This window comes from Allocoleopsis franciscana PCC 7113 (genome assembly GCF_000317515.1).
Lineage (GTDB): Bacteria > Cyanobacteriota > Cyanobacteriia > Cyanobacteriales > Coleofasciculaceae > Allocoleopsis > Allocoleopsis franciscana.
The window spans coordinates 7414344-7434587 of the sequence record NC_019738.1; the positions used below are offsets into that span (position 1 = coordinate 7414344).

The 20244-nt window shown below is 48.6% G+C and carries 10 protein-coding genes; 6 read left to right on the plus strand and 4 right to left on the minus strand.

What is annotated here, in order from left to right:
• The first annotated feature begins 169 nt into the window (after positions 1-169).
• The 4 genes from MIC7113_RS30590 to MIC7113_RS30605 all read left to right on the plus strand — a co-directional run bounded on the left by MIC7113_RS30590 (position 170) and on the right by MIC7113_RS30605 (position 11312).
• Positions 170-2155 carry a CHASE2 domain-containing protein gene (locus tag MIC7113_RS30590; protein ID WP_015186069.1) on the plus strand — a complete coding sequence of 662 codons (1986 nt, stop codon included), beginning with the start codon at positions 170-172 and terminating at the stop codon, positions 2153-2155.
• 375 nt (positions 2156-2530) lie between these two features.
• Positions 2531-7201 (plus strand): two-partner secretion domain-containing protein, encoded by a 4671-nt coding sequence (locus tag MIC7113_RS30595; protein WP_015186070.1) that lies wholly within the window; start codon positions 2531-2533, stop codon positions 7199-7201.
• A 108-nt stretch (positions 7202-7309) separates the two neighbouring features.
• Positions 7310-10147, plus strand: coding sequence for a CHAT domain-containing protein (locus tag MIC7113_RS30600; RefSeq protein WP_015186071.1), 2838 nt, complete (start codon positions 7310-7312; stop codon positions 10145-10147).
• Between the two features lie 319 nt (positions 10148-10466).
• Positions 10467-11312 carry a universal stress protein gene (locus MIC7113_RS30605; protein ID WP_015186072.1) on the plus strand — a complete coding sequence of 282 codons (846 nt, stop codon included), beginning with the start codon at positions 10467-10469 and terminating at the stop codon, positions 11310-11312.
• A gap of 239 nt (positions 11313-11551) precedes the next feature.
• Here MIC7113_RS30605 and psbM read toward each other — a convergent pair whose 3' ends face one another.
• The 4 genes from psbM to MIC7113_RS30625 form a co-directional block, all read right to left on the minus strand.
• Positions 11552-11668: a photosystem II reaction center protein PsbM gene (gene psbM / locus MIC7113_RS30610; protein WP_015186074.1), complete on the minus strand. Its 117-nt coding sequence runs from the start codon at positions 11666-11668 to the stop codon at positions 11552-11554.
• A gap of 80 nt (positions 11669-11748) precedes the next feature.
• Positions 11749-12051, minus strand: a complete 303-nt coding sequence (locus MIC7113_RS30615; protein WP_015186075.1) for a 2Fe-2S iron-sulfur cluster-binding protein — start codon at positions 12049-12051, stop codon at positions 11749-11751.
• A gap of 313 nt (positions 12052-12364) precedes the next feature.
• The gene (locus MIC7113_RS30620; protein WP_015186076.1) at positions 12365-14122 is read right to left on the minus strand and encodes a TolC family protein; all 1758 of its coding nucleotides are present in this window, start codon (positions 14120-14122) and stop codon (positions 12365-12367) included.
• A gap of 228 nt (positions 14123-14350) precedes the next feature.
• On the minus strand, positions 14351-14896 hold the full coding sequence (locus MIC7113_RS30625; RefSeq protein ID WP_015186077.1) for a PadR family transcriptional regulator: 546 nt from the start codon (positions 14894-14896) through the stop codon (positions 14351-14353).
• 334 nt (positions 14897-15230) lie between these two features.
• On the opposite strand from MIC7113_RS30625, the gene MIC7113_RS30630 reads away from it, so the two are divergent.
• Both MIC7113_RS30630 and MIC7113_RS30635 read left to right on the plus strand, forming a co-directional pair.
• The gene (locus MIC7113_RS30630) at positions 15231-16784 is read left to right on the plus strand and encodes an efflux RND transporter periplasmic adaptor subunit (protein WP_015186078.1); all 1554 of its coding nucleotides are present in this window, start codon (positions 15231-15233) and stop codon (positions 16782-16784) included.
• 196 nt (positions 16785-16980) lie between these two features.
• A complete protein-coding gene (locus MIC7113_RS30635; protein ID WP_015186079.1) occupies positions 16981-20163 on the plus strand; it encodes an efflux RND transporter permease subunit in 3183 nt (1060 codons plus the stop codon).
• The last annotated feature ends 81 nt before the right edge of the window (positions 20164-20244 follow it).

The window sequence follows — 20244 nt, forward strand, 5'->3', positions numbered from 1 at the left end:
CATTGTTTGGGAGCTTAACGGGTACATCAAGGCTGAGGAGAACAACCTCTATTTTCAAGGCATCCATACTTCTTGGCTGCTGATTGCGCTCTAGGTGGCGGGTGGCAGTGGCATCAGATCAGGGCTATGAATAGGCTTCTTGGAATTTAGGACATCTATCACCTCATCTATGATCTTCCGCATTGCTCGAACGGTTGGTATCTCCAAACCCGATTGGGTCAGTATGGGCGCTGTAAGCCTAATGCATCGGGGCATGATAGCATCCTTCTCCATGATGGTCATCATAGCCGCCTTACTGGGAGTACGACATGTAGGGGGATTACAGCCCCTAGAACTCATTGCCTTCGATTATTTTGTACGCCTGCGGTCAAAACCAGCAGCGCCCGACCCCCGCATCCTCGTAATCACCATTACAGAGAAAGATATCCGAGATCAGAAAAAGTGGCCGTTTTCCGACCAGGTTGTTGCCCAACTATTGAAAAAACTGCAAGCGATGCAACCGGCTGTGATTGGCCTGGATTTGTATCGCGATATTCCCATCGAACCGGGTCATAATGAACTGGTTGCCCAACTCAAGCAACCCAATGTCATAGCGATTCAAAACATTGACAACGTCACGGGGACAACAGCACCCCCCGATGTGTCACCGGAGCAAGTTGGGTTTAACGACTTGCCGATTGACCCCGATAATGTTATTCGCCGCAATATATTATTTGCTGAAAACGAAAACGGTGCTCTTTTTTCTTTTTCCCTGCGTCTGGCTCTCGTCTATCTCGAACAACAAGGAATCTCGCTTCAAGACAGTCCCAGGCATCCGGGTTTGCCACAATTGGGAAAGGCAGAATTTTGGCGATTAGAAAAAAATTCAGGTGGGTACCAAACTATTGAAGCGGATGGTTATCAAATCTTACTCAACTACCGCTCACCGAACAATATCGCCCAGGAAGTTTCCTTGAACGAGCTTTTGAATGGCTCACTCAATCCGAGTTGGGTAAAAGGCAAAATTATAATCATCGGCTCGACAGCACCTAGCCTCAAAGATAGGTTCCCAACTCCTTATAGCCCCACCTTGAAGAAAAACCACAATATGGCTGGAGTTTTCCTCCATGCCCAAATGGTAAGCCAACTCCTGGATGCGGCGACTGGATCTCGACCTTTGTTCTGGTTCTGGCCAGAATGGACAGAGGTAGTATGGATTGTCGGTTGGAGTGTACTAGGAGGCATTCTAGGCCAGATTAGTTATCATCCCTTCAGGTTGAGTCTCCGCCTTGCGATCGCACTGGGGACTTGTACGGGTATTTGCTTTTATCTGTTCACTAATGGCGGATGGGTGCCTTTAGCCGCACCTGCTTTGGGGTTTGTCTTGACAGCCGGCACCGTGGTTAGCCGTCGAGCGTATCAAGCCCAGCAAAAGCAACATATTGTGATGAAGCTGTTGGGACAAAACACATCCCCGCAGATTGCACAAACCCTGTGGCAAGGACGCGCAAGCCTGCTCAAGTCGGGTAAGTTACCCGGTATTCGGCTCACAGCAACCCTGATGTTTGCTGACATCAAAGACTTTAGCACTATCTCGGAAACCATGACCCCCGAAGAATTGCTGGAGTGGTTAAACGAATTTCTGGGTATTCTTACCCAAGAAGTCATCCAGCGTCAGGGCATCATCAACAAGTTTACGGGTGATGGGGTGATGGCTGTTTTTGGTGTGCCCACCTGTCGCCTCGATACCAGAGAAGTGGAAGACGATGCTAGAGCGGCAGTCGCTTGTGCCCTTGCGATTAGCGATCGCCTTGAGGAGATGAACCAAAACTGGCAGCGTCAAGGCTTACCCATTATTCAAATGCGGATTGGGATTTTCTCAGGGCCGGTGGTTGCCGGGAGTTTAGGGGGTAAAGACCGTTTGGAATACGGCATCATTGGGGACAGTGTGAATATTGCCTCCCGTTTGGAAAGCTGTGAAAAACATCGCCAACCCACCAACTGTCGCATCCTGATTGGCTACGAAACGTTAGTTTATCTACGAGAGATGTTTGAGGTGGAAGGCTGGGGCTTGTTAGCTCTCAAAGGTAAACAGCAAATGGTTGACGTTTACCGAGTGGTGGGGTTGAAGCGGAAAAAATCTTCGTCAGTTACGGTTCACGAAAATCAATCTTGACACCCTTTTACTTTTGTTTGGCTCCATCTCATCCGTGCCGCCTAATAATCAATTCCCTGTCATTTTCTCTTTTTTCTCCTTCAAAATAAATGGTTTTTTCTGTAAATAAAAACCTTTTTTGGAAGCATTTACGGTTAAGCCAATAACGGTAAGAAGAAAGTTTTCAGAGTGTAGATTATTAGGGAATAGCTTTTCATTCAAGGCACTTCCCAATTAATCAAGTCCAGCAATATAACTGCGTCTGATTCCTTCATAATCCTGTGACAATTTATTTCTGGGAAGTCCCCTAGAAATTTACGGATGCTAACTTGAACACAGGCGTGGGAGTGGCGGATTTGACACTTTAGTGACACGTTGCGGAAGGGGAAAGCTGTGATGGCGAAAAGCTGGAAAGGTCGGGGCTGGTGGTTGAGTTTAGCGGTATGGTTAACGATGGGTGAATCCATAACTGGGTTCAATAATTGCACCTCAGCCCAGATGACTCCTGATACCACGCTAGGTACTGAAAGTTCAGTCGTAACACCTAACGTCAATATAAGGGGGCTTCCTGCTGATCGCATTGATGGAGGAGCAACGCGAGGTACGAACCTATTTCACAGCTTCTCAAATTTCAATGTTGGGGAGGGATTGCGAGTCTATTTTTCCAATCCATCCGGGATTGAAAACATTCTGACGCGAGTAACAGGTAATAACCTCTCCAATATTTTGGGAACTTTGGGGGTAGATGGGGGAGCAAATCTATTTTTGCTCAATCCCAATGGTATTATCTTTGGACAAAATGCCCAATTGGATATTGCAGGTTCGTTTGTGGCGAGTACAGCGAACGGTATTACATTCGATAACGGCTTTGTTTTTAGCGCCAAAAACCCAGAAGCACCCCCGTTGCTGACGATTAACGTTCCTTTGGGTTTGCAGTATGGCTCGAATCCTTCGGGTGCAACAATTGCCAACTCTGGTAATTTAACCGTAGGTCAAAATCTGGGACTGGCGGCAGACAACCTAGACTTAAAGGGTCAATTGCAAGCAGGAGGGCAGTTAGCGTTATATGCCTTAAATACATTGCAAGTTCGCGATAGTACCACGAAGCCTTTTATCGCAAAAGCTGGAGGGCAGATGGTCGTTCAGAGCAATCAAACTGTAGATATTTTTGCCCTGAATCACGCGGAAAGCGGATTTTTCTCTGGTGGGGATATGGTGTTACGTTCAGCTAACACGGTATTGGGCGATGCTCGCTACTGGAGTGGGGGCAGTTTTCGGATTGAAGGGTTAGATGGCACTCTCCAAGATTTATCAAGTCCTAATGACCCAATTATTCGCTCGATTGGGGATGTCAGCTTTAACAACTATATCGGTACCTCACTACACATTTTGGCAGGCGGTAGCGTGACGATTCCTGGCATCGTAGCGATTACAGCACCAGAAACAGGTACCGTTGGGGTTGACTATCTTGCGGAGGAGGTTCCTTTATCGGATGGAACGCTCGTACCCATTAATGGCAGTGTGAGACCAACGTTGGATGTGCGTGCTGGAGTAGAACCGGGTGCAATTGGTATCCCTGGACTCACAGGAAACAGCGACTATTTATTTTACTCAGGCTTTATCAATTTTTTTGGCTTTATTTTCCCGATCTCAGAAGATCCCGTAGGTACGAATGTACCGACCAGTGCAGACATCAACATTGGTGGGATTGTCATGTTGGGACAGAATGCGGCAAATGGACAAATTTTGTTAACAAACCAGTACAGACCCAATCAGTTATTGCCAGGAGGGAATATTGAAGTTGGAGCAATTGTAACGACAGATGATGTTTCTGAATTTGCGAATCAACTGCCTGCGAACCTCCTTACTGCTCTTAATTTTGCTGGTCTTTTAGATGACTTTTCTGGGGATGGCGGAAGCGTAATTCTCGACTCCAGGAGCCAAATTACAATAAATGGCGCCAGTCTTAGCAACTTTGGCTTAAACTTCGGTCTGATTAACACCTCTTCTGGCACAGGCAAGGCTGGAGATGTTACTCTCCTAGCCAATGAGAAAGTCTCCCTCGCTAATACTTTTATTCTGAGCGATACGTCGGGTGCAGGCACAGGGGGTGATATTACGATTAAAGCACCGTCAGTTTCCTTCACCGATAAGACAGTGGTATCTTCCTCTACATTTGGCACAGGGCAAGGAGGAAAATTGACCGTGATTGCTCCAAACTCTGTGGACGTAGCGGAGAGTAATTTGTTTGCAGCAACCACAGGGGATGGAAAGGCTGGAGACTTAAATATCGTAACTGGGAAGTTGACTGTTCGAGATAAAGCCGCCATTGCTACTGTTTCCCTCGGCAATGGTGATGCAGGAGACTTAAAAATTGATACCCAACAATTAATGATCAAAGATGGATCAATCACAACCAGCACTCTGGGCGGTCCAAGTTTTGGCACACCACTAGGTCAGGGTAATGGTGGGGAATTAATCATCAACGCCTCGGATTCCGTGGAGTTGGTGAGTACTTCCGCCGATAGCCTGATTGACCTGACTATTCCTATCCCAGGTTTTGCATTTTCAGAAATTCAGGCACCCATCGGGTTGTTCTCCTCTTCCCAATCTTCAGGAAGTGCTGGCGACTTGAGCATTACCACTGGACGGTTGACGATTCGGGGTGGGGCAATGGCGTCAACGACCACCTCCTTCGGGGGTCAAGGCGGAAATTTAACAGTCAAGGCCTCTGAGCGAGTCGAGCTGATTGGCACGTCAAACAATACAACAGTTCCCAGTGCCTTGATTTCTGATACGTACCGCTCTGGCAAAGGTGGAGATATTACGATTATCACACCTCATTTGCTGATCAAAGAGGGAGGGGCTGTATCCGCCGCAACAGGTAACGTATTGGGAGAAAATGACCCCAATGACAGGGGTCAGGGAGGAAATGTAACCGTAGTCTCAAGCTTGGTCGAACTTTATGGTGCTTCATCCAATCCATTATTGCGGAGTGGTTTAGTCACTAGCACCGTCGGCTTTGGTAATGCTGGAGATATGCTGATTAACGCAGATCGGTTAATTGTTGGCGATGGTGCTGTTGTCTTGACGGCTGCTCTCCGGGATGGAAATAGTGGCAACTTAACCGTGAATGCCTCTGAGTCGGTAGAAGTGGTGGGAACTGCACCGGATAAATTACCCAGTGGTATATCGACTGGTACAGCCGGATCGGGAGCCGCTAGAGACTTGACGATTAATACTAAGCGGTTAACCGTCCGAGATGGGGGGCTGATTTCAGCCGGAACCGTTGCCTCAGGTGCGGGGGGCAATCTGATGGTGAATGCCTCTGAATGGGTGGAACTGGTGGGAACAGGAAGCGATGGACGCCCTAGCGGCTTATCCGCAGGGTCGGGAATCACAGGTGTTTCATCCATTCCTTTATTGCAGCGTTTTGGGGTAGACCCATCCCAAGCCACAGGTGACAGTGGAGATTTGAAGCTAACCACTGGACGCTTAATTGTTCGTGACAAGGCCGAGGTTTCGACGGCTACCTTAGGGCCGGGACTGGGAGGAAATATTCACCTACAAGCCAATTCCATCGATTTGAGCAATGGTGCTCAATTATCGGCTGCAACCTCTGGTTCTGGAAGAGCAGGGACGATCAGTGTGCAAGGGCCTGACACGATTGCCCTTAACAATAGCTCCATCTCTACCTCTGTGAATGCGGGTGCTGTTGGTGAGGGGGGTAAAATTGACCTCCAAACGCGATCGCTCTCTTTAAACAACGGGGCACAAGTCTCAGCTGCAACTTCTGGAAAAGGCCAAGCCGGTAATATTTCGGTGCGCGACGCTGACACTGTTTCCCTGACGAATAGTGCCATTTCCACAGCGGTGAATGCTGGTGCTGTTGGTGAAGGGGGTGATATCGATATCCAAACGCGATCGCTGTCTGTACGCGACCAATCTCGCATCAGCGCCAGTACCTCTGGAGACGGGAAGGCAGGCAGTATTACCGTAACAGGAAATACTCTTGAAGCCGCTAACGGCGGGCAACTCCTCACCTCGACAGCTAGCGGTCAAGATGCCGGAAATATCAACCTGACCCTTCAGGATGAGGTGAAGCTCACAGGAGACGGTACGGGTATATTTGCCAACACCGCCCCCGGTTCTACAGGCAACGGCGGCAGTATTTTTCTGGACACCACAACCCTCCTGTTGCGGGATGGTGCGGGTATTGTTGTGGGTAGCCAAGGTGCAGGAGAAGGCGGCAGTATCACCGCTCAATCCAACTCAACCACCCTGGATAATCGAGCCTTTATCTCAGCTAAAACGGCAAGCAATACAGGGGGCAACATAACTCTAGGAGTACAAGACTTATTATTGCTGCGTCGGCGCAGTGAAATCTCCACCACCGCAGGTACGGCACTCTCAGGGGGAGATGGCGGAAATATTACAATTAGCGCTGGCTTCATCTTGGGAATTCCCAAAGAAAATAGCGACATTACGGCAAATGCTTTTACAGGTCGAGGCGGCAATATCAACATCACCACTCAGGGTATCTTTGGACTGCAATTTCGCCCTCGCCTGACTCCCTTAAGTGATATCACCGCCAGTTCCGAGTTCGGTCTTAATGGTTCCGTGCAAATCATCACTCTAGGGGTTGACCCCAATCGAGGATTAGCGGAGTTACCTACTGATTTGGTAGATGCAACAGGACTGATTGATCGCCGTTGCGTGCCTGGTGCAGGAACGGAGCAAAGCAGCAGCTTTACCATTACAGGTCGTGGTGGGTTACCCCCCAACCCCCACGAGACACTGGGCGAAGAAGGTTTGTTAGAAGATTTAGGGACTCCAGTCGGGGTAAGTACTGGAAGTCGAAAAGGACAGCCGCGTCGTGCTTCTGCATCATCAAGTTCTTCACCTCCGCCACTGGTAGAAGCTCAAGGATGGGTGATTGCTCCAGATGGGACTGTAATCCTTACTGCACAAGCCCCCACCGCCACCCCTCAACATCCTTGGCAAACTCCCGCATCCTGTCAAACCCTCTCCCCCTCTAGTGTCGCTCCCACCGCCAGCCCCCGTTAATACCAAGTTGCAGTCAAAGATAGTAGATAGGGAGACAAGGAAGACAAGGGGGACAAGGGGGACAAGGGGGACAAAATACTACGTTTGAATGCAACTTGGTATAAGACTATGGCAAAAACACGGCATTTACGTTGCAGGGGTCATCAACCCCAATTCAACCCGTTCCGTTTTGGCTGTGGGCGATTGATACGTTTTCCTAGGTTCACCCGTCTCTTACTGGCCTGCCTGACAACACTGTTGTGCCTGATCAGCCATCCTGTTTTAGCTCATCTCGCTCATGGGATTTCTGTGGAAAACCTCTCTCCTACAAGGAGAGAGGCTTTAAATTCTCCTCCTTCCCTACCAGGGAAGGGGGCTGGGGGGTTAGGTTTAGAGTGGGCTGATCCACAGGGCGTGAAAAGTCAGCCTATATACCCAGCTATTTCTTCCGGTTTGAATGCAACTCAGTCTGACTTAGCGGCAGCACCCCAATGGCTGCAACAGGGTCGAGACTACTACGAAGCCGGACAATATGCCGCCGCCGTCAAAGTCTGGCAACAAGCGGTTCCAGCTTACCAATCCCAAGGAGACTCCCTCAACCAAGCGATGGTCTTGAGTAATTTAGCCTTGGCTTATCAGGCTTTAGGGCAGTTACCGGATGCGAAAAATGCGATCGCAACTTCCCTGCAACTGCTCCAATCACAACCCAATACACCAGAAAAACGCCGCATCCTTGCCCAAGCGTTCAATACCCAAGGTAGTTTGCAAATGGCACAAGGACAAGCACAACCAGCGCTCACCACCTTACAACAGGCAACGGATACCTATCGGCAAGTGGGTGATGAAGCGGGAGTCATCCGCAGTTTACTCAACCAAGCGCAAGTGCTGCGAGTCTTGGGGCTTTACCGTCGTGAACTCTCTACCCTCACCCAAATCAATCAAACCCTACAAACGCAACCCGACTCTCTTCTCAAAGTGGCAGGACTGCGTCACTTAGGTAACGCCCTACGCTTAATTGGCGATCTGAATGAATCTCGAAAAGTCCTACAGCAAAGCCTGGAAATTGCCGAAAAATTATCCTCACCGCCCGACCAAGCCGCCGCCCTCCTCAGTTTAGGCAATACTGCCCGGACTCAGTTGCAAGCTGAAGCCGCACTCAACTTTTATCAACAAGCTGCCGCAACCCAAGGTTCTTCCATAACACAAATTCAATCTTTAGTCAATCAATTGAATCTAATTGCAGAAGGAGGTCTGAAACAAGATATCGCCTCCCTCACCCAACCGCTATTACCTCAAATTCAAGCGCAACTCACGGACTTACCCCTAAGTCGTATTAGTGTCTATGCCCGAATTAATCTGGCTCACAGCCTTTTGAAGCTGGCACAAACCAAAGCCAAACAGGACCAGCCAACTCCGGATTCACCCCTTCCGCTTGACAGCTCAAAAATCCGAGAGATTGCCCAAATATTAGCGATCGCGATCGAGCAGGCATCGACGTTAGGAGACCAACAAGCCCAAGCCTATGCCCTCGGCAGTCTCGGTGAACTCTACGAGAAGACTCAGCAGTGGTCAGAGGCACAAAATCTCACTCAAAAAGCCCTCATCCTGACTCAATCGATCAATGCGCCAGAGATTTCTTATCGCTGGCAGTGGCAACTCGGACGCTTGCTCAAAGTACAAGGCAATGAAGACGGTGCGATCGCCGCGTACTCGGAAGCCATCAATACACTACAATCGCTACGGAATGACCTCGTTGCGATTAACTCAGAGGTACAGTTTTCTTTTAGAGAGGGAGTGGAACCCATCTATCGTGAGTTTGTCTCATTACTGCTGCAAGGGGACAGCCAAAATACCAGTCCAGAGCGTCTAGAGAAAGCCCGTAAGGTGATTGAGTCTTTACAATTAGCTGAACTGGATAACTTCTTCCGCGCTGCCTGTTTGACGGCAAAACCTGTTCAAATTGATGCCATTGACCAAAAAGCCGCCGTAATTTACCCAATCATTCTGCCAGACCGTTTAGAAATCATCCTGAGCCTCCCTCAGCAACCCTTGCGCCATTATGCAACGCCTCTCCCGCAAGGCGAAGTTGAACAGACTCTCAAGAAACTACGTCTAGAACTCACAGACGTGATCAGTCGGACTTTTTTACCCCTATCTCAGCAGGTGTATGACTGGTTAATCCGACCCATTGAAGCCGATTTAGCGCAAAGTCAACTCAAAACTCTAGTCTTTGTTCTAGATGGCTCTCTGCGGAATATTCCGATGGCGGCGCTCCACGACGGGAAGCAGTACTTAATGGAAAAATATGCCATTGCTTTGACTCCAGGGTTAGAATTGCTCGAATCCCAGCCTCTGACACGGGGTCAGCTCAAAGTTCTGACGGCTGGACTCTCGGAGGCTCGTCAGGGCTTTTCTGCCCTCCCGGCGGTGGAAGTGGAACTTAATCAAATATTGTCTGAGGTATCGGGTGAAAAACTGTTTAATCAGGAGTTCACCAAGACCAAACTTCAAAACGCGATCGAGGCAATTCCTTTCCCTGTGGTACATTTAGCGACTCATGGTCAGTTCAGTTCCAAGGCGGAGGAGACGTTTATTCTGACTTGGGACGACCGGATTAATGTGAATGAATTAAATAACTTCTTGCAAAAGACCGACCAGCGCCGAGAGATTCCGATTGAATTGCTGGTTTTGAGTGCCTGCCAAACCGCCAAAGGGGACAACAGAGCCGCTCTAGGAATTGCTGGCGTGGCTGTGCGAGCGGGAGCACGTAGCACACTTGCCACCTTATGGTCGGTCAATGATGACGCAACCTCTGCACTAATGAGACAGTTCTATCAGGAGTTAGCGGAGTCCTCCGTGAGCAAAGCTGAAGCCATCCGTCGCGCCCAACAATCCATCCTACAAGACCCCAACTGGCAGCACCCCTATTACTGGGCACCTTATGTATTAGTGGGAAATTGGCTTTAACTTAGCGCGGGGATAGGGCCGGAGCTTTAGTGAGTATGGGGGAGTTGGCCCAAAACTCATACGAGAACGGGAAAGCCGGTAATCGGAATATTAAAAAACCGTTAAGCAAAATTGCCGTTGCCTTCTTTAAGTAATAAATTGTCAAATTTTGATAGCGACATCAAAAGTATCCTTATTCTTGGAAGGCTGACCACCACTGACCCTAACAGGACTCACGGATTTTAACGGGGGACTGAAGCTACCAGGGCTTGTGTTCCTGCGGTTAGCTGTGTCAGTCCTGATTTAATAACGAAACAATTACTAGAGAAGAGGCACTTCCATGATTCAAAAAATTTTAGTTGCTGTAGCCGGTCGGGGACTCTGTGAAGAGATGCTGAACATGTTGCTGGAAATCCCCGTTCTGCAACAGGTAGCTGTCACGGTTCTGCACGTTGTGCCACCCCAAATCACCGCCGATGCTATGTCCGCTAAGTTGGAGGAGGGAGGTAAGATTCTAGCCCAAGCTGTCAAGTCGATCCATCTAGACGCGAGCAAAATTTCAGCCCGACTCAAACAGGGAGAACCCAAAGACATAGTCCTCCAAGTCGCTGAAGAAGAAGACTCTGACCTGATTATTATGGGTTCGCGAGGGCTGAAGCGCTTAGAAGCGATTTTGGAAAACTCGGTCAGCCAATACGTTTTCCAATTGTCTCCCCGTCCCATGTTACTGGTCAAAGACGACGCCTACGTCAAACAAATCAGGCGCGTTATGGTAGCGATGGATAAATCCGATTCAGCTCAACAAAGCTTGAATTTAGCCCTATCACTCTTACAAGATATTAACGGTAGTGAGCTATTTTTAGTCCATGTCAATCCTGACAAGCTTAAAGGTGCTGAACCCATTGTTCAAGCAGAAAACGACCCAGTTCTAGCACCGGCAGTAGCAGAGGCGAAACGGCGGGGTGTAGCTTACCGTTGTATTAACACAAGCGGTAAGGCAGGAGAAGAGATTTGTCGATTAGCCGATGAGAAGAATATTGACTTGTTAATTCTCGGTTCTCCTGATCGCCGTCCCTCGATTGCTAAAACATTACCCGATTTAGATCGATTACTAGGGGGTTCGTTATCCGACTATGTCCGAGTTTATGCCAACTGTCCCGTGTTATTATCACGTACTGTTGATTGAACTCTAAGTTAGCCTTCTGGAGAATTAGTATTCCTTGCTTCAAAGGTGGGTAACATCCAGTTGCCTTTTGTTACAGCCGAGTCGGGACTCAAGGGATAAGACTGTTTTTCTTGGCTCCTGACTTTCGTTCCCCCTAATCTATTCAGAGCAAAAGGGCACATTGGCCCAAAGCCTCAAGGAATAAAGAAAACCCCCGCCTTTGCTTTGGCAGAGGCAGGGGATTTTGTTGACTACAGATTCTAAGAATTTTTGTTGCCTTCGCGGCTAGCTGTTTGGATGTACAGAACTAACAGGAAAACTGTAGGAACCAGCACAAATAAAATGCTGGCGATAAACCCTAATTCATTAACTTGCATTGAACCAGTGCCTCTAATTTGCTATTGTTTTAACCCGCTTTCTTTAGGATATCATCAACGCTCTTCTGCAAGTTATCGATTCACTTTGAGGGTTTTGTTTTTACGCTTACCGGTCCATTGACCAAGGCTTGACAGGCTAACCGATAAGTGTCAGGCTTTTTTTTAAGTTTGCGGTTTTCTACGTCAGTTCGAGGGGAAAGATTCTCTATCCCGTCAGTCACCTCAACAATACAAGTGCCACATTGACCGTAACCTCCACAATTCATCATCTTTCCTGTGAATGTGTAGAGGTCAATGCCGTTCTGTAGAGCCTTCTCTCTTAAGTTAGCCCCATTCGCCGCAATCACTTCCTGCCCTTCTTTGACAAATTTGATATTACCCATCAATCCTCCTGACTCTCACCTTACCCCTATCTTATTAAGAAATATTAATAAAATCTGAGATTTTAGGAAAATAGTAGGCTTTCTTCCCCTAGGGAACCCTACTGACCACTAGTGCAGCGCGGCAGAAATAACCCACCAGTCCAAAAAGGTTAAAAAGCTTAGTGTACAAGCGTCCTTACCTTCTGCCTTCTGCCTTCTTTCTTCTGCCTTCTTGCACTAGTAGAGCGTCAAGGTAAATTTGAGGGGTAATTTAGTACTTCCCCCTTGAACCCCTTGACCTATAACAACCCTTCAATTCAAGGTTGACAGACTACTAGGGTAAGTTAGATAAATTACTGTTTGGCAGATTACTGGTTGCCCGTTGCAGAGCGGCTAACGCCCGATTATACTCCAAAATGGCGCTGAGCTGATTGAATCGAGCACGAGTGAGAGCCGTTTGCTGATTGAGGACATCCGTTTGGGTGCCGACCCCCGCCTGAAATCTTAACCGCGCCAACCGCAAGCTTTCTTCGGCTCGTTGCAGGGCGATCGTTGCCGTTTCAATATTCTGGGCGTTAGCATTCAAGTTAAAAAAAGATTGTTCTACCTCAAGGCGTACCTGATTACGCTGGTCAGCAAAACGAGTTTCCGCGATCGCAATATTCTTCTTCGCCTGTTCCGCTCTAGAGCGAGCTGCTCCGCCATCGAAAAAATTCCACCGTAGCGTTGCCCCCAATGATAAGCCGCCAGCCGGTCCTTGGTCATCGCCCAAAATCCCCAGCACATTATAACTAGCCGACAGACCGGCTTGAGGTCTGATCGAAGCCAGAGCAATACGCCGCTGCTGCTCACTGATATCACGTTGAACAAGAAACTGCTCCAACTCGGCTCGGTTTTTATAAGCCAAAACAATACTCTGTTCCAGAGATAAAGGCCATTGTCCCGCCACTGCAATCGGGTCGGCGGCTGCCAAATCAGCCGTCTGTGGCACACTTAACAATTGTGCAAGCTGGCGTCGGCTAATTCGTTGCTGACTCACGGCGCGAGTCAACTCTTGTTGGGAACTGGCCAAATCCACCTCAGCCTGCAAGACATCAAATCGAGTCCCCAACCCAGCTTGTTCCAACAACTGAGCATCTCGGAGACTTTGAGCGGCTGCCAGCACGGCGGCTTGGAAAATATCGACTTGAGCATCAGCCTCTTGCACCGCATAGTAGGCATTGGTAATATCCAGCCGCAATTGTTCGGCAAGACGTTCCACCTCTAGCTGTTGGAAACGAACCTGTTGCTCAGCTTGCCGAATTTGTGCCGGACGAAGCCCTGCCGTGAACAAGTCATAATTGGCTTGCAGCGCGGCATTGAAATTTTCGCTGATGATATTAGTAGGACTCAACAAGGGATTGTTGGCTGATGCCGAATTCCGTAGTCTCTGCGCCGCAGACTCATCACGGGAAAATGTTGTCACAACTCCCAAGGTCGGAAACTCAGCTGCAAGAGCTTCTTGTAGAGCAGCCTGATTCCGTTCTAAGGTCAGCTTGGCAGCCTCAAGAGTCCGATTATTCCGCTGCGCCAGTTCCAGTGCCTGTTGTAAAGTAATCGCCTGGGCGTTTGTAATCTGAACTTCCTGGCTTTGGGTCGGAAACAGTAAAGGGTCGGGGCTGGGGTTGAGAGAGTCTGGCGCTGGAGTTCTCTGATTGGCAGGAGGCGACTGAGCTAGCTTATCCTGATTAGAGTTGTGGCTCTCTCTGTCTGTAGGTCTCCCCCTTCTAATCTTACGCACTGGATTAACCACAGGTTTCGGTCGCTCAGCCTGCAATACCAAGGTGACAGGAGTTGTAGAGGAAGGCAATCCAGGTAAAACATTGGATTTTGGTGCGTCCTCTTCCTTTTGAGCGTCTTCTATCCCTGCGGGGAAAGAGGTTAAGAGAGGCTCTTGAGTCAAGGCTGGTGACAACTGTGAGTCTCCCGTTTCAGCTCGTTTCCGGTCTAGGTCTTGAAGTAAGAGTAACTCTTTAGAACTACCAGGCTCTACTAAGGTTAGGGCAATTGCAGATCCTAAACCGAAAGCCACGAAATGACGAAAAGTTGGCATATATTTTGAAATCTGACCTTTAGTCTGCAACAAACTGCTTTTCTTGAGCAATTTACCAGTCCTTTGCACAATAATCGCTTGTCTGAAGGTTAGGCAAACGAAGAGATGGGCTGACTTTGAGTAAAGGAATTCCGAAATTGTCTCACAATCACAATCAGTAGACGCGCCACGATACTGCTCAATTATTTAATTTTTTGGTTCACTATTGATGAACTCTAAAAAAATTGTCTAAATTTTTACCTGAGGCTGACTCTCGGCAAGTCCTTTTTGCTCTTGAGTGAGTTGTTCATGCAGCCATTCAATCTCCGCTCGATGTACCCCGAAGCAATGCTGCAAGAGACCTTTTTGGTAAGGGTCAGTGAGTGATAGCTGCTCGTTCTCAAGACTTTCCACGCGCAACTGACAAACGTGCAAGCGATGCTCTAGTAGCATAATTCGTTCTACCCGTTCCAAGTTGCCGAAGAAGAAAAACTTGATGAAAAAGCGAGAGCGGCTATTGACCCAGCTTTCCTGGGGATGTTCCATCATCTTTTGATGCCAGCGCTGACGCCCCTCGGCAGTGATGGCGTAAGTTTTCCGATTGGGACCTGTGTCTGTTTGGTCAATCGTCAAGGTCGTAATTTCCCCTCTTTCCTCTAGACGCTTGAGTAAGGGATAAATTGCTCCATAGTTGACGCTTATACTACTGCTCATAAATAGCTCTAGCTGCTGCTTTAATCGGTATCCGTGCAAGGGTTCGCTCTGGAGAAGACCTAACGTTGCGAGTTCCAGCATTTCCTTAATATTTTTTTCTTTCTTATCTATACCAGACTGATATACTAAACGAAAATATGTGTGTCCAGTTTACATCGCCCTACTGAAAAGCTCTAAAAGTTCGTTCTTTATCATACTAACCGCATTCATGTCAATGGCTAAAGTCAGTGTACCGCTTTCTGGTCAGTCACTCATGGAGAATGCATCTACTCGGCTAACTCCCAATGGCCTCAAGTCGTGGTAGACCATCTCCAACCCCTGGGACACTTCAAGGAATCCCAGTGAAACGGCAACCGATGAAACCCAATACTTAAGGCCGCATCGACCGAATGAGTTACAAGGAGAGGAAACGAAGATGAGTGAACCTGAACTCCCTAAGTATTCAGTTCCAGCACAGACTGAACAGACTGTGATGACTGACGGTGATGGAGCTGATACAGACGAGTCTTTTCGTGATGAGCGGTTTGACCCACGCCCACGGAATCGTTGGCCGATCGCATTGGGAGGCATCATCCTGCTGTTGGGAGGGGGTTTGGGTTGGTACTGGTGGCAAGCGACTCGTGCCAATCCTGCCTCAAAAGCTCCAGCCGCAGGAATGGGTCAACCGCCGCCGGGAATTCCTGTCAAACTAGCCAGTGTCGAGACACAACGAGTCCAAGACACTTCTGAATTTGTCGGTTCCATAGAAGCCCCACGAGGCGTAGTGATCAAGCCTGAAATCGACGGGCGCATCACACAGATTTTGGTTCAAGATGGCGCTCGTGTCCAGCAAGGGCAAGTGCTCATTCGCTTAGACAGTGACAGCACCGAAGCGAGTCGGATGCAAGCTAAAGCCAATCTTGACCGTGCTCAAGCTCGTTTGGCTGAACTCGAAGCAGGGACACGTCCCGAAGAAATTGCCCTCGCCGAAGCTCGGTTAAATCAAGCCGAAGCCCGCCTCGCTAACGAGAAAGCTGGGGCAAGTCCCGAAGAAATTGCTCAGGCTCAAGCCCAAGTAGAAGCGGCTAAAGCCGAGGCTGATTTGGCGAAATCACGGGTGGGTCGATATCAAACCTTAAGACAACAAGGCGCTATTTCTCAAGATCGCCTGGAGGGATATATCCAAGAAGAGCGCACCGCCACAGCCAGACAGCAAGAAGCCGAACGACGGTTAGAGGCACTCAGAAAGGGTAGGAGTTCCGATATCGATCAGCTCACCGCAGCCGTGGAACAAGAACGGCAATCCTTAAATCAACTGAAGAATGGCCCCCGCAAAGAAGAGATTGCCCAGGCGCGATCACAAGTTTCTGAAGCCGCCGCTCAAGTCCGCTCCACCGAAGTCCAGGTACAAAACACCCAGATTTTCGCTCCCCTTACAGGAATTGTCGGGAATATCCCCGCTAAAGTAGGAGACTTTGTGAGCAAGGGGGATACGCTGACCACAATTACCCAAAACCAAACATTAGAGCTGAATTTGTCGATTCCCTTAGAGCGAGGCCCCGAATTGCGCTTGGGGCAGCGAGTTGAGGGAACCGACAACCAAGGAAATGTACTCGGTACGGGGAGAATTAGTTTCATTTCCCCTCAAGTTAATCCCACATCTCAAAGCATCCTGGCTAAAGCTAGCTTTGACAATTCAGAAGGACAACTACGGGATGGACAATTTATTAAAGCCAAAGTGATTTGGAATACGGCTCCTGGCATTTTAATCCCAACGACTGCTATCTCTCGCGTTGCTGGAGAGACTTTCGTTTTCGTCGCCGAGGGGCAAGCACCTTCTAAACTTATCGCTCGTCAAAAACCTGTGAAGTTAGGCGAAATTCAAGGTAATAAATACCGCGTGATTGAAGGGTTAAAGCCAGGAGAAAAAATTGTTGTTTCTGGTTTGCTAAACCTGGCTGATGGCGCTCCGATTATTCCTGAGTCTTAGTTGGATTAAGTCGGTTTATATTGGAATAATAGGTTTTTTAACGCAGAGGGTCACAGAGGTTTTCGCAGAGGGACGCGGAGGTTTTAGAGCTGATTTTTTGTCAATTCAGAGCGCATAGGAATCAATGTTATGAGTAATGGGTAATTGGTATTAATCATTACCCATTACCAATTACCCATTACCAATTACCCGTTCTATGTTTGTCGATTTTTTTATTAAGCGACCTGTCTTTTCGACGGTCTGCGCTTTAATTATTCTCTTGGTAGGAGCGATTAGTATTCCCACCCTACCCATTGCTCAGTTTCCGGACATCAGCCCGACCCAAATTAATGTGACGGCGAACTACACTGGGGCAAGTGCTGAAGTTGTTGAAAATGCCGTGACGAATATCTTAGAACGGCAGATTAACGGCGTGGAAGGGATGAAGTACATGACTTCATCCAGTAGTAATGATGGGACGAGTTCGATTACGGTCACCTTTGATGCTTCGCGCAATAAAGATATTGCCGCCGTTGATGTTCAAAACCGAGTGACGGTGGCTCAGACTCAGTTGCCTGAAGCTGTACAGCAAACGGGTGTTAGGGTGACAAAACAATCGACCAGTCTGCTATTGGCGATCGGTCTATATACAGAAAAAGGTGAGTACGACAATACCTTTTTAAGTAACTACGCCGACCTCTACCTGGTTGATGCGGTAAAACGGGCTAAGGGTGTTGGGGATGTGCGGATTTTTGGGGAACGCAAATATTCCATGCGCCTGTGGATAGACCCGAATCGACTCGCCAGTCGAGGTTTAACTCCGAAGGATGTAGCCAACGCGCTCAGGGAACAAAACCTCCAAGTGGGTGCAGGGAGTATTGGTCAGCAACCGGCTCCTGAGGGACAGATGTATCAACTGAGTCTGCGGGCTGTGAGTCGGCTCACCGATGTGTCTCAGTTTGAGGATATTGTCCTCAAAATAGATACAGATGGCACCCTAGTCAAGTTTAAAGATATTGGTCGAGCTGAACTAGGAGCAGAAAATTACAGCTCGTTCCTGCGTTTTCGGGGCAATGATGCGGTGGGTTTGGGCATTTATCAACTTCCAGGGAGTAATGCCTTGGATGTTGCCCAGGCGGTCAAAAAAGAAATGGAGCGACTCTCGAAAACATTCCCGCCGGGGCTGAAATATCGGGTGGCGTTTGATACGACCAATTATGTGCAGGCATCCCTGGTTGAGGTGCTGATCACGCTGTTAATTGCGATCGCTCTCGTGGTTGCTGTGATTTTTATTTTCTTACAGGATTGGCGCACCACTTTGATTCCCTCGATTACCATTCCCCTGGCTCTGATTGGAACCTTTGCGTTTATCAAGGCTTTCGGATTTTCGATTAACAGTTTGACTTTGTTTGGTCTGACTTTAGCCACAGGGATGGTGGTAGATGATGCGATCGTTGTGGTCGAGAATATCACGACCTTTATCCAAGATCGGGGAATGAATCCTCGGCAAGCTTCCTCGGAAGCGATGGGTGAGCTATTTGGTGCAGTCATTGCCACATCCCTTGTGCTGATGGCGGTATTTGTGCCAGTGGCTTTCTTTCCAGGCACAACCGGAGCGCTGTATAAACAATTTGCCCTCACCATTGCCTTCTCGATCGCCATTTCCACCTTCCTGGCTTTGACCCTGACTCCGTCACTCTCCGCACTTCTGCTGCGTCAGGGACGCCAACCAACCGGCCTTGTCGGCTGGATTTTCGCTCGGATTAATCGCTTCCTCGACTGGACACGTAGGGGGTATCAGCGATCGCTCATGTACTTGAGCCACTTTAAATTAGTGGTGATTGGGCTGTTTATCGTGTCCTTAGGGTTAACGGCTTGGCTGTTTTTGAGCGTGCCATCGGCGTTTCTCCCCGAAGAAGACCAAGGTTATTTTATCACAATTGTTCAAGGGCCAGAGGGCGTTTCGCTCAACTATACCAGCGATGTCATGAGCAAGGCAGAAGAAATCCTGCTCAAAGAGCCTGATGTGGTGGGGACGTTTGCCGTAGGTGGCTTTAGTTTCAGTGGAAATAATCCCAACAGTGGTTTAATCTTTACGACTCTCAAGCCTTGGGAAGAACGTAAAAGACCCGATCAGTCAGTCCAAGCCGTGATCGGTCGGTTATTTGGGGCTTTTTCTGCCATTCCCGAAGCGAGGCTCATCCCCGTGAATCCGCCTCCGATTCAGGGTTTAGGTAGTTTTGGCGGCTTTACCTTTCAACTGCAAGACCGAAGAGGGAACGAGACGCTAGCCCCCTTGGTGCAAGCCTTGGGTCAGATTCTCGGCTCAGCTAATCAACCTGGCTCCGGATTGCAGCAGGTGTTTAGTACATTTGCGGCGAATACACCTCAGCTTTTGGTGGAAGTGGATCGCAATCGAGCCAAAGCCTTACAAGTTTCGATTGATGACATCTTCAACACCCTGCAAACGTCCTTAGGTTCCCAGTATGTGAATGATTTCACATTGCAGCAGCGGACTTATCGGGTCTATGTTCAGGCCGATAAGCAGTTTCGCGCCAACCCGGAGGATATTAATAATCTGTACGTGCGTTCCGCCCAAAATCAGATGATTCCCTTAAGCAATCTGGTCAAGGTAACCCCGACTACGGGAGCACAAACGATTAATCACTACAACTTGTTCCGGTCGATTGAAATCACGGGTTCGCCAGCCCCAGGATTAAGTTCTGGACAGGCGATTCAAGCCATGCAACGAGTAGCGCAGAAAGTTTTGACACCGGGATTGGCCTATGAATGGTCAGGGACTTCTGCCGAAGAACTAGAGGCTGGGGGTCAAGCGCCACTCATTTTCGGATTGGGACTCGTCTTTGTGTTCTTGGTGTTGGCGGCTCAGTACGAGAATTTCATTGACCCACTCATTATTATGCTCACAGTCCCCTTAGCGATCTTTGGGGCACTGTTAGCGCAGCAAATGCGGGGTTTTTCCAATGATGTCTATTGCCAAATTGGCTTAGTTATGCTAATTGGCTTGGCGAGTAAGAACGCGATTCTGATTGTGGAATTTGCCAATCAGTTGCGAGAACAAGGTCTTTCAATTACCACGGCGGCAATTGAAGCATCGCAACAGCGATTAAGACCCATTCTGATGACGGCTTTGTCCACGTTGTTGGGTATTTTCCCTCTAACGATTGCCACAGGTGCTGGGGCGGGTAGTCGCCAATCCTTGGGTACGGCGGTGTTTGGTGGGATGTTTATCGCGACGTTCTTGAGTTTGTTTGTGGTACCAATTCTGTATATTGTGATTAATTTGATGCGCGATCGCTTAAAGGGTGGCGGTCAGTCTAAAAAGACAAAGAAACCCACTCCCCCTGTTGAGGTAAGCACTTCTTCAAGTCGGCTTTAAATTCTCAGCCTAGTCATGCTTTTAAGCCAACAAGAAGAGGCTGGGAAGCAAGGGATCTGGGGGCTGGGGAGAGGAATTGAG

Excerpts from the sequence above, each read along its gene's own strand:
- MIC7113_RS30625 (WP_015186077.1), bottom strand. The coding sequence starts at position 14,896 with ATGCTGGAACTCGCAACGTTAGGTCTTCTCCAGAGCGAACCCTTGCAC.
- MIC7113_RS30595 (WP_015186070.1), top strand. The coding sequence starts at position 2,531 with ATGGCGAAAAGCTGGAAAGGTCGGGGCTGGTGGTTGAGTTTAGCGGTA.
- MIC7113_RS30615 (WP_015186075.1), bottom strand. The coding sequence starts at position 12,051 with ATGGGTAATATCAAATTTGTCAAAGAAGGGCAGGAAGTGATTGCGGCG.
- MIC7113_RS30605 (WP_015186072.1), top strand. The coding sequence starts at position 10,467 with ATGATTCAAAAAATTTTAGTTGCTGTAGCCGGTCGGGGACTCTGTGAA.
- MIC7113_RS30620 (WP_015186076.1), bottom strand. The coding sequence starts at position 14,122 with ATGCCAACTTTTCGTCATTTCGTGGCTTTCGGTTTAGGATCTGCAATT.
- psbM (WP_015186074.1), bottom strand. The coding sequence starts at position 11,668 with ATGCAAGTTAATGAATTAGGGTTTATCGCCAGCATTTTATTTGTGCTG.
- MIC7113_RS30590 (WP_015186069.1), top strand. The coding sequence starts at position 170 with ATGATCTTCCGCATTGCTCGAACGGTTGGTATCTCCAAACCCGATTGG.
- MIC7113_RS30635 (WP_015186079.1), top strand. The coding sequence starts at position 16,981 with ATGTTTGTCGATTTTTTTATTAAGCGACCTGTCTTTTCGACGGTCTGC.
- MIC7113_RS30600 (WP_015186071.1), top strand. The coding sequence starts at position 7,310 with ATGGCAAAAACACGGCATTTACGTTGCAGGGGTCATCAACCCCAATTC.
- MIC7113_RS30630 (WP_015186078.1), top strand. The coding sequence starts at position 15,231 with ATGAGTGAACCTGAACTCCCTAAGTATTCAGTTCCAGCACAGACTGAA.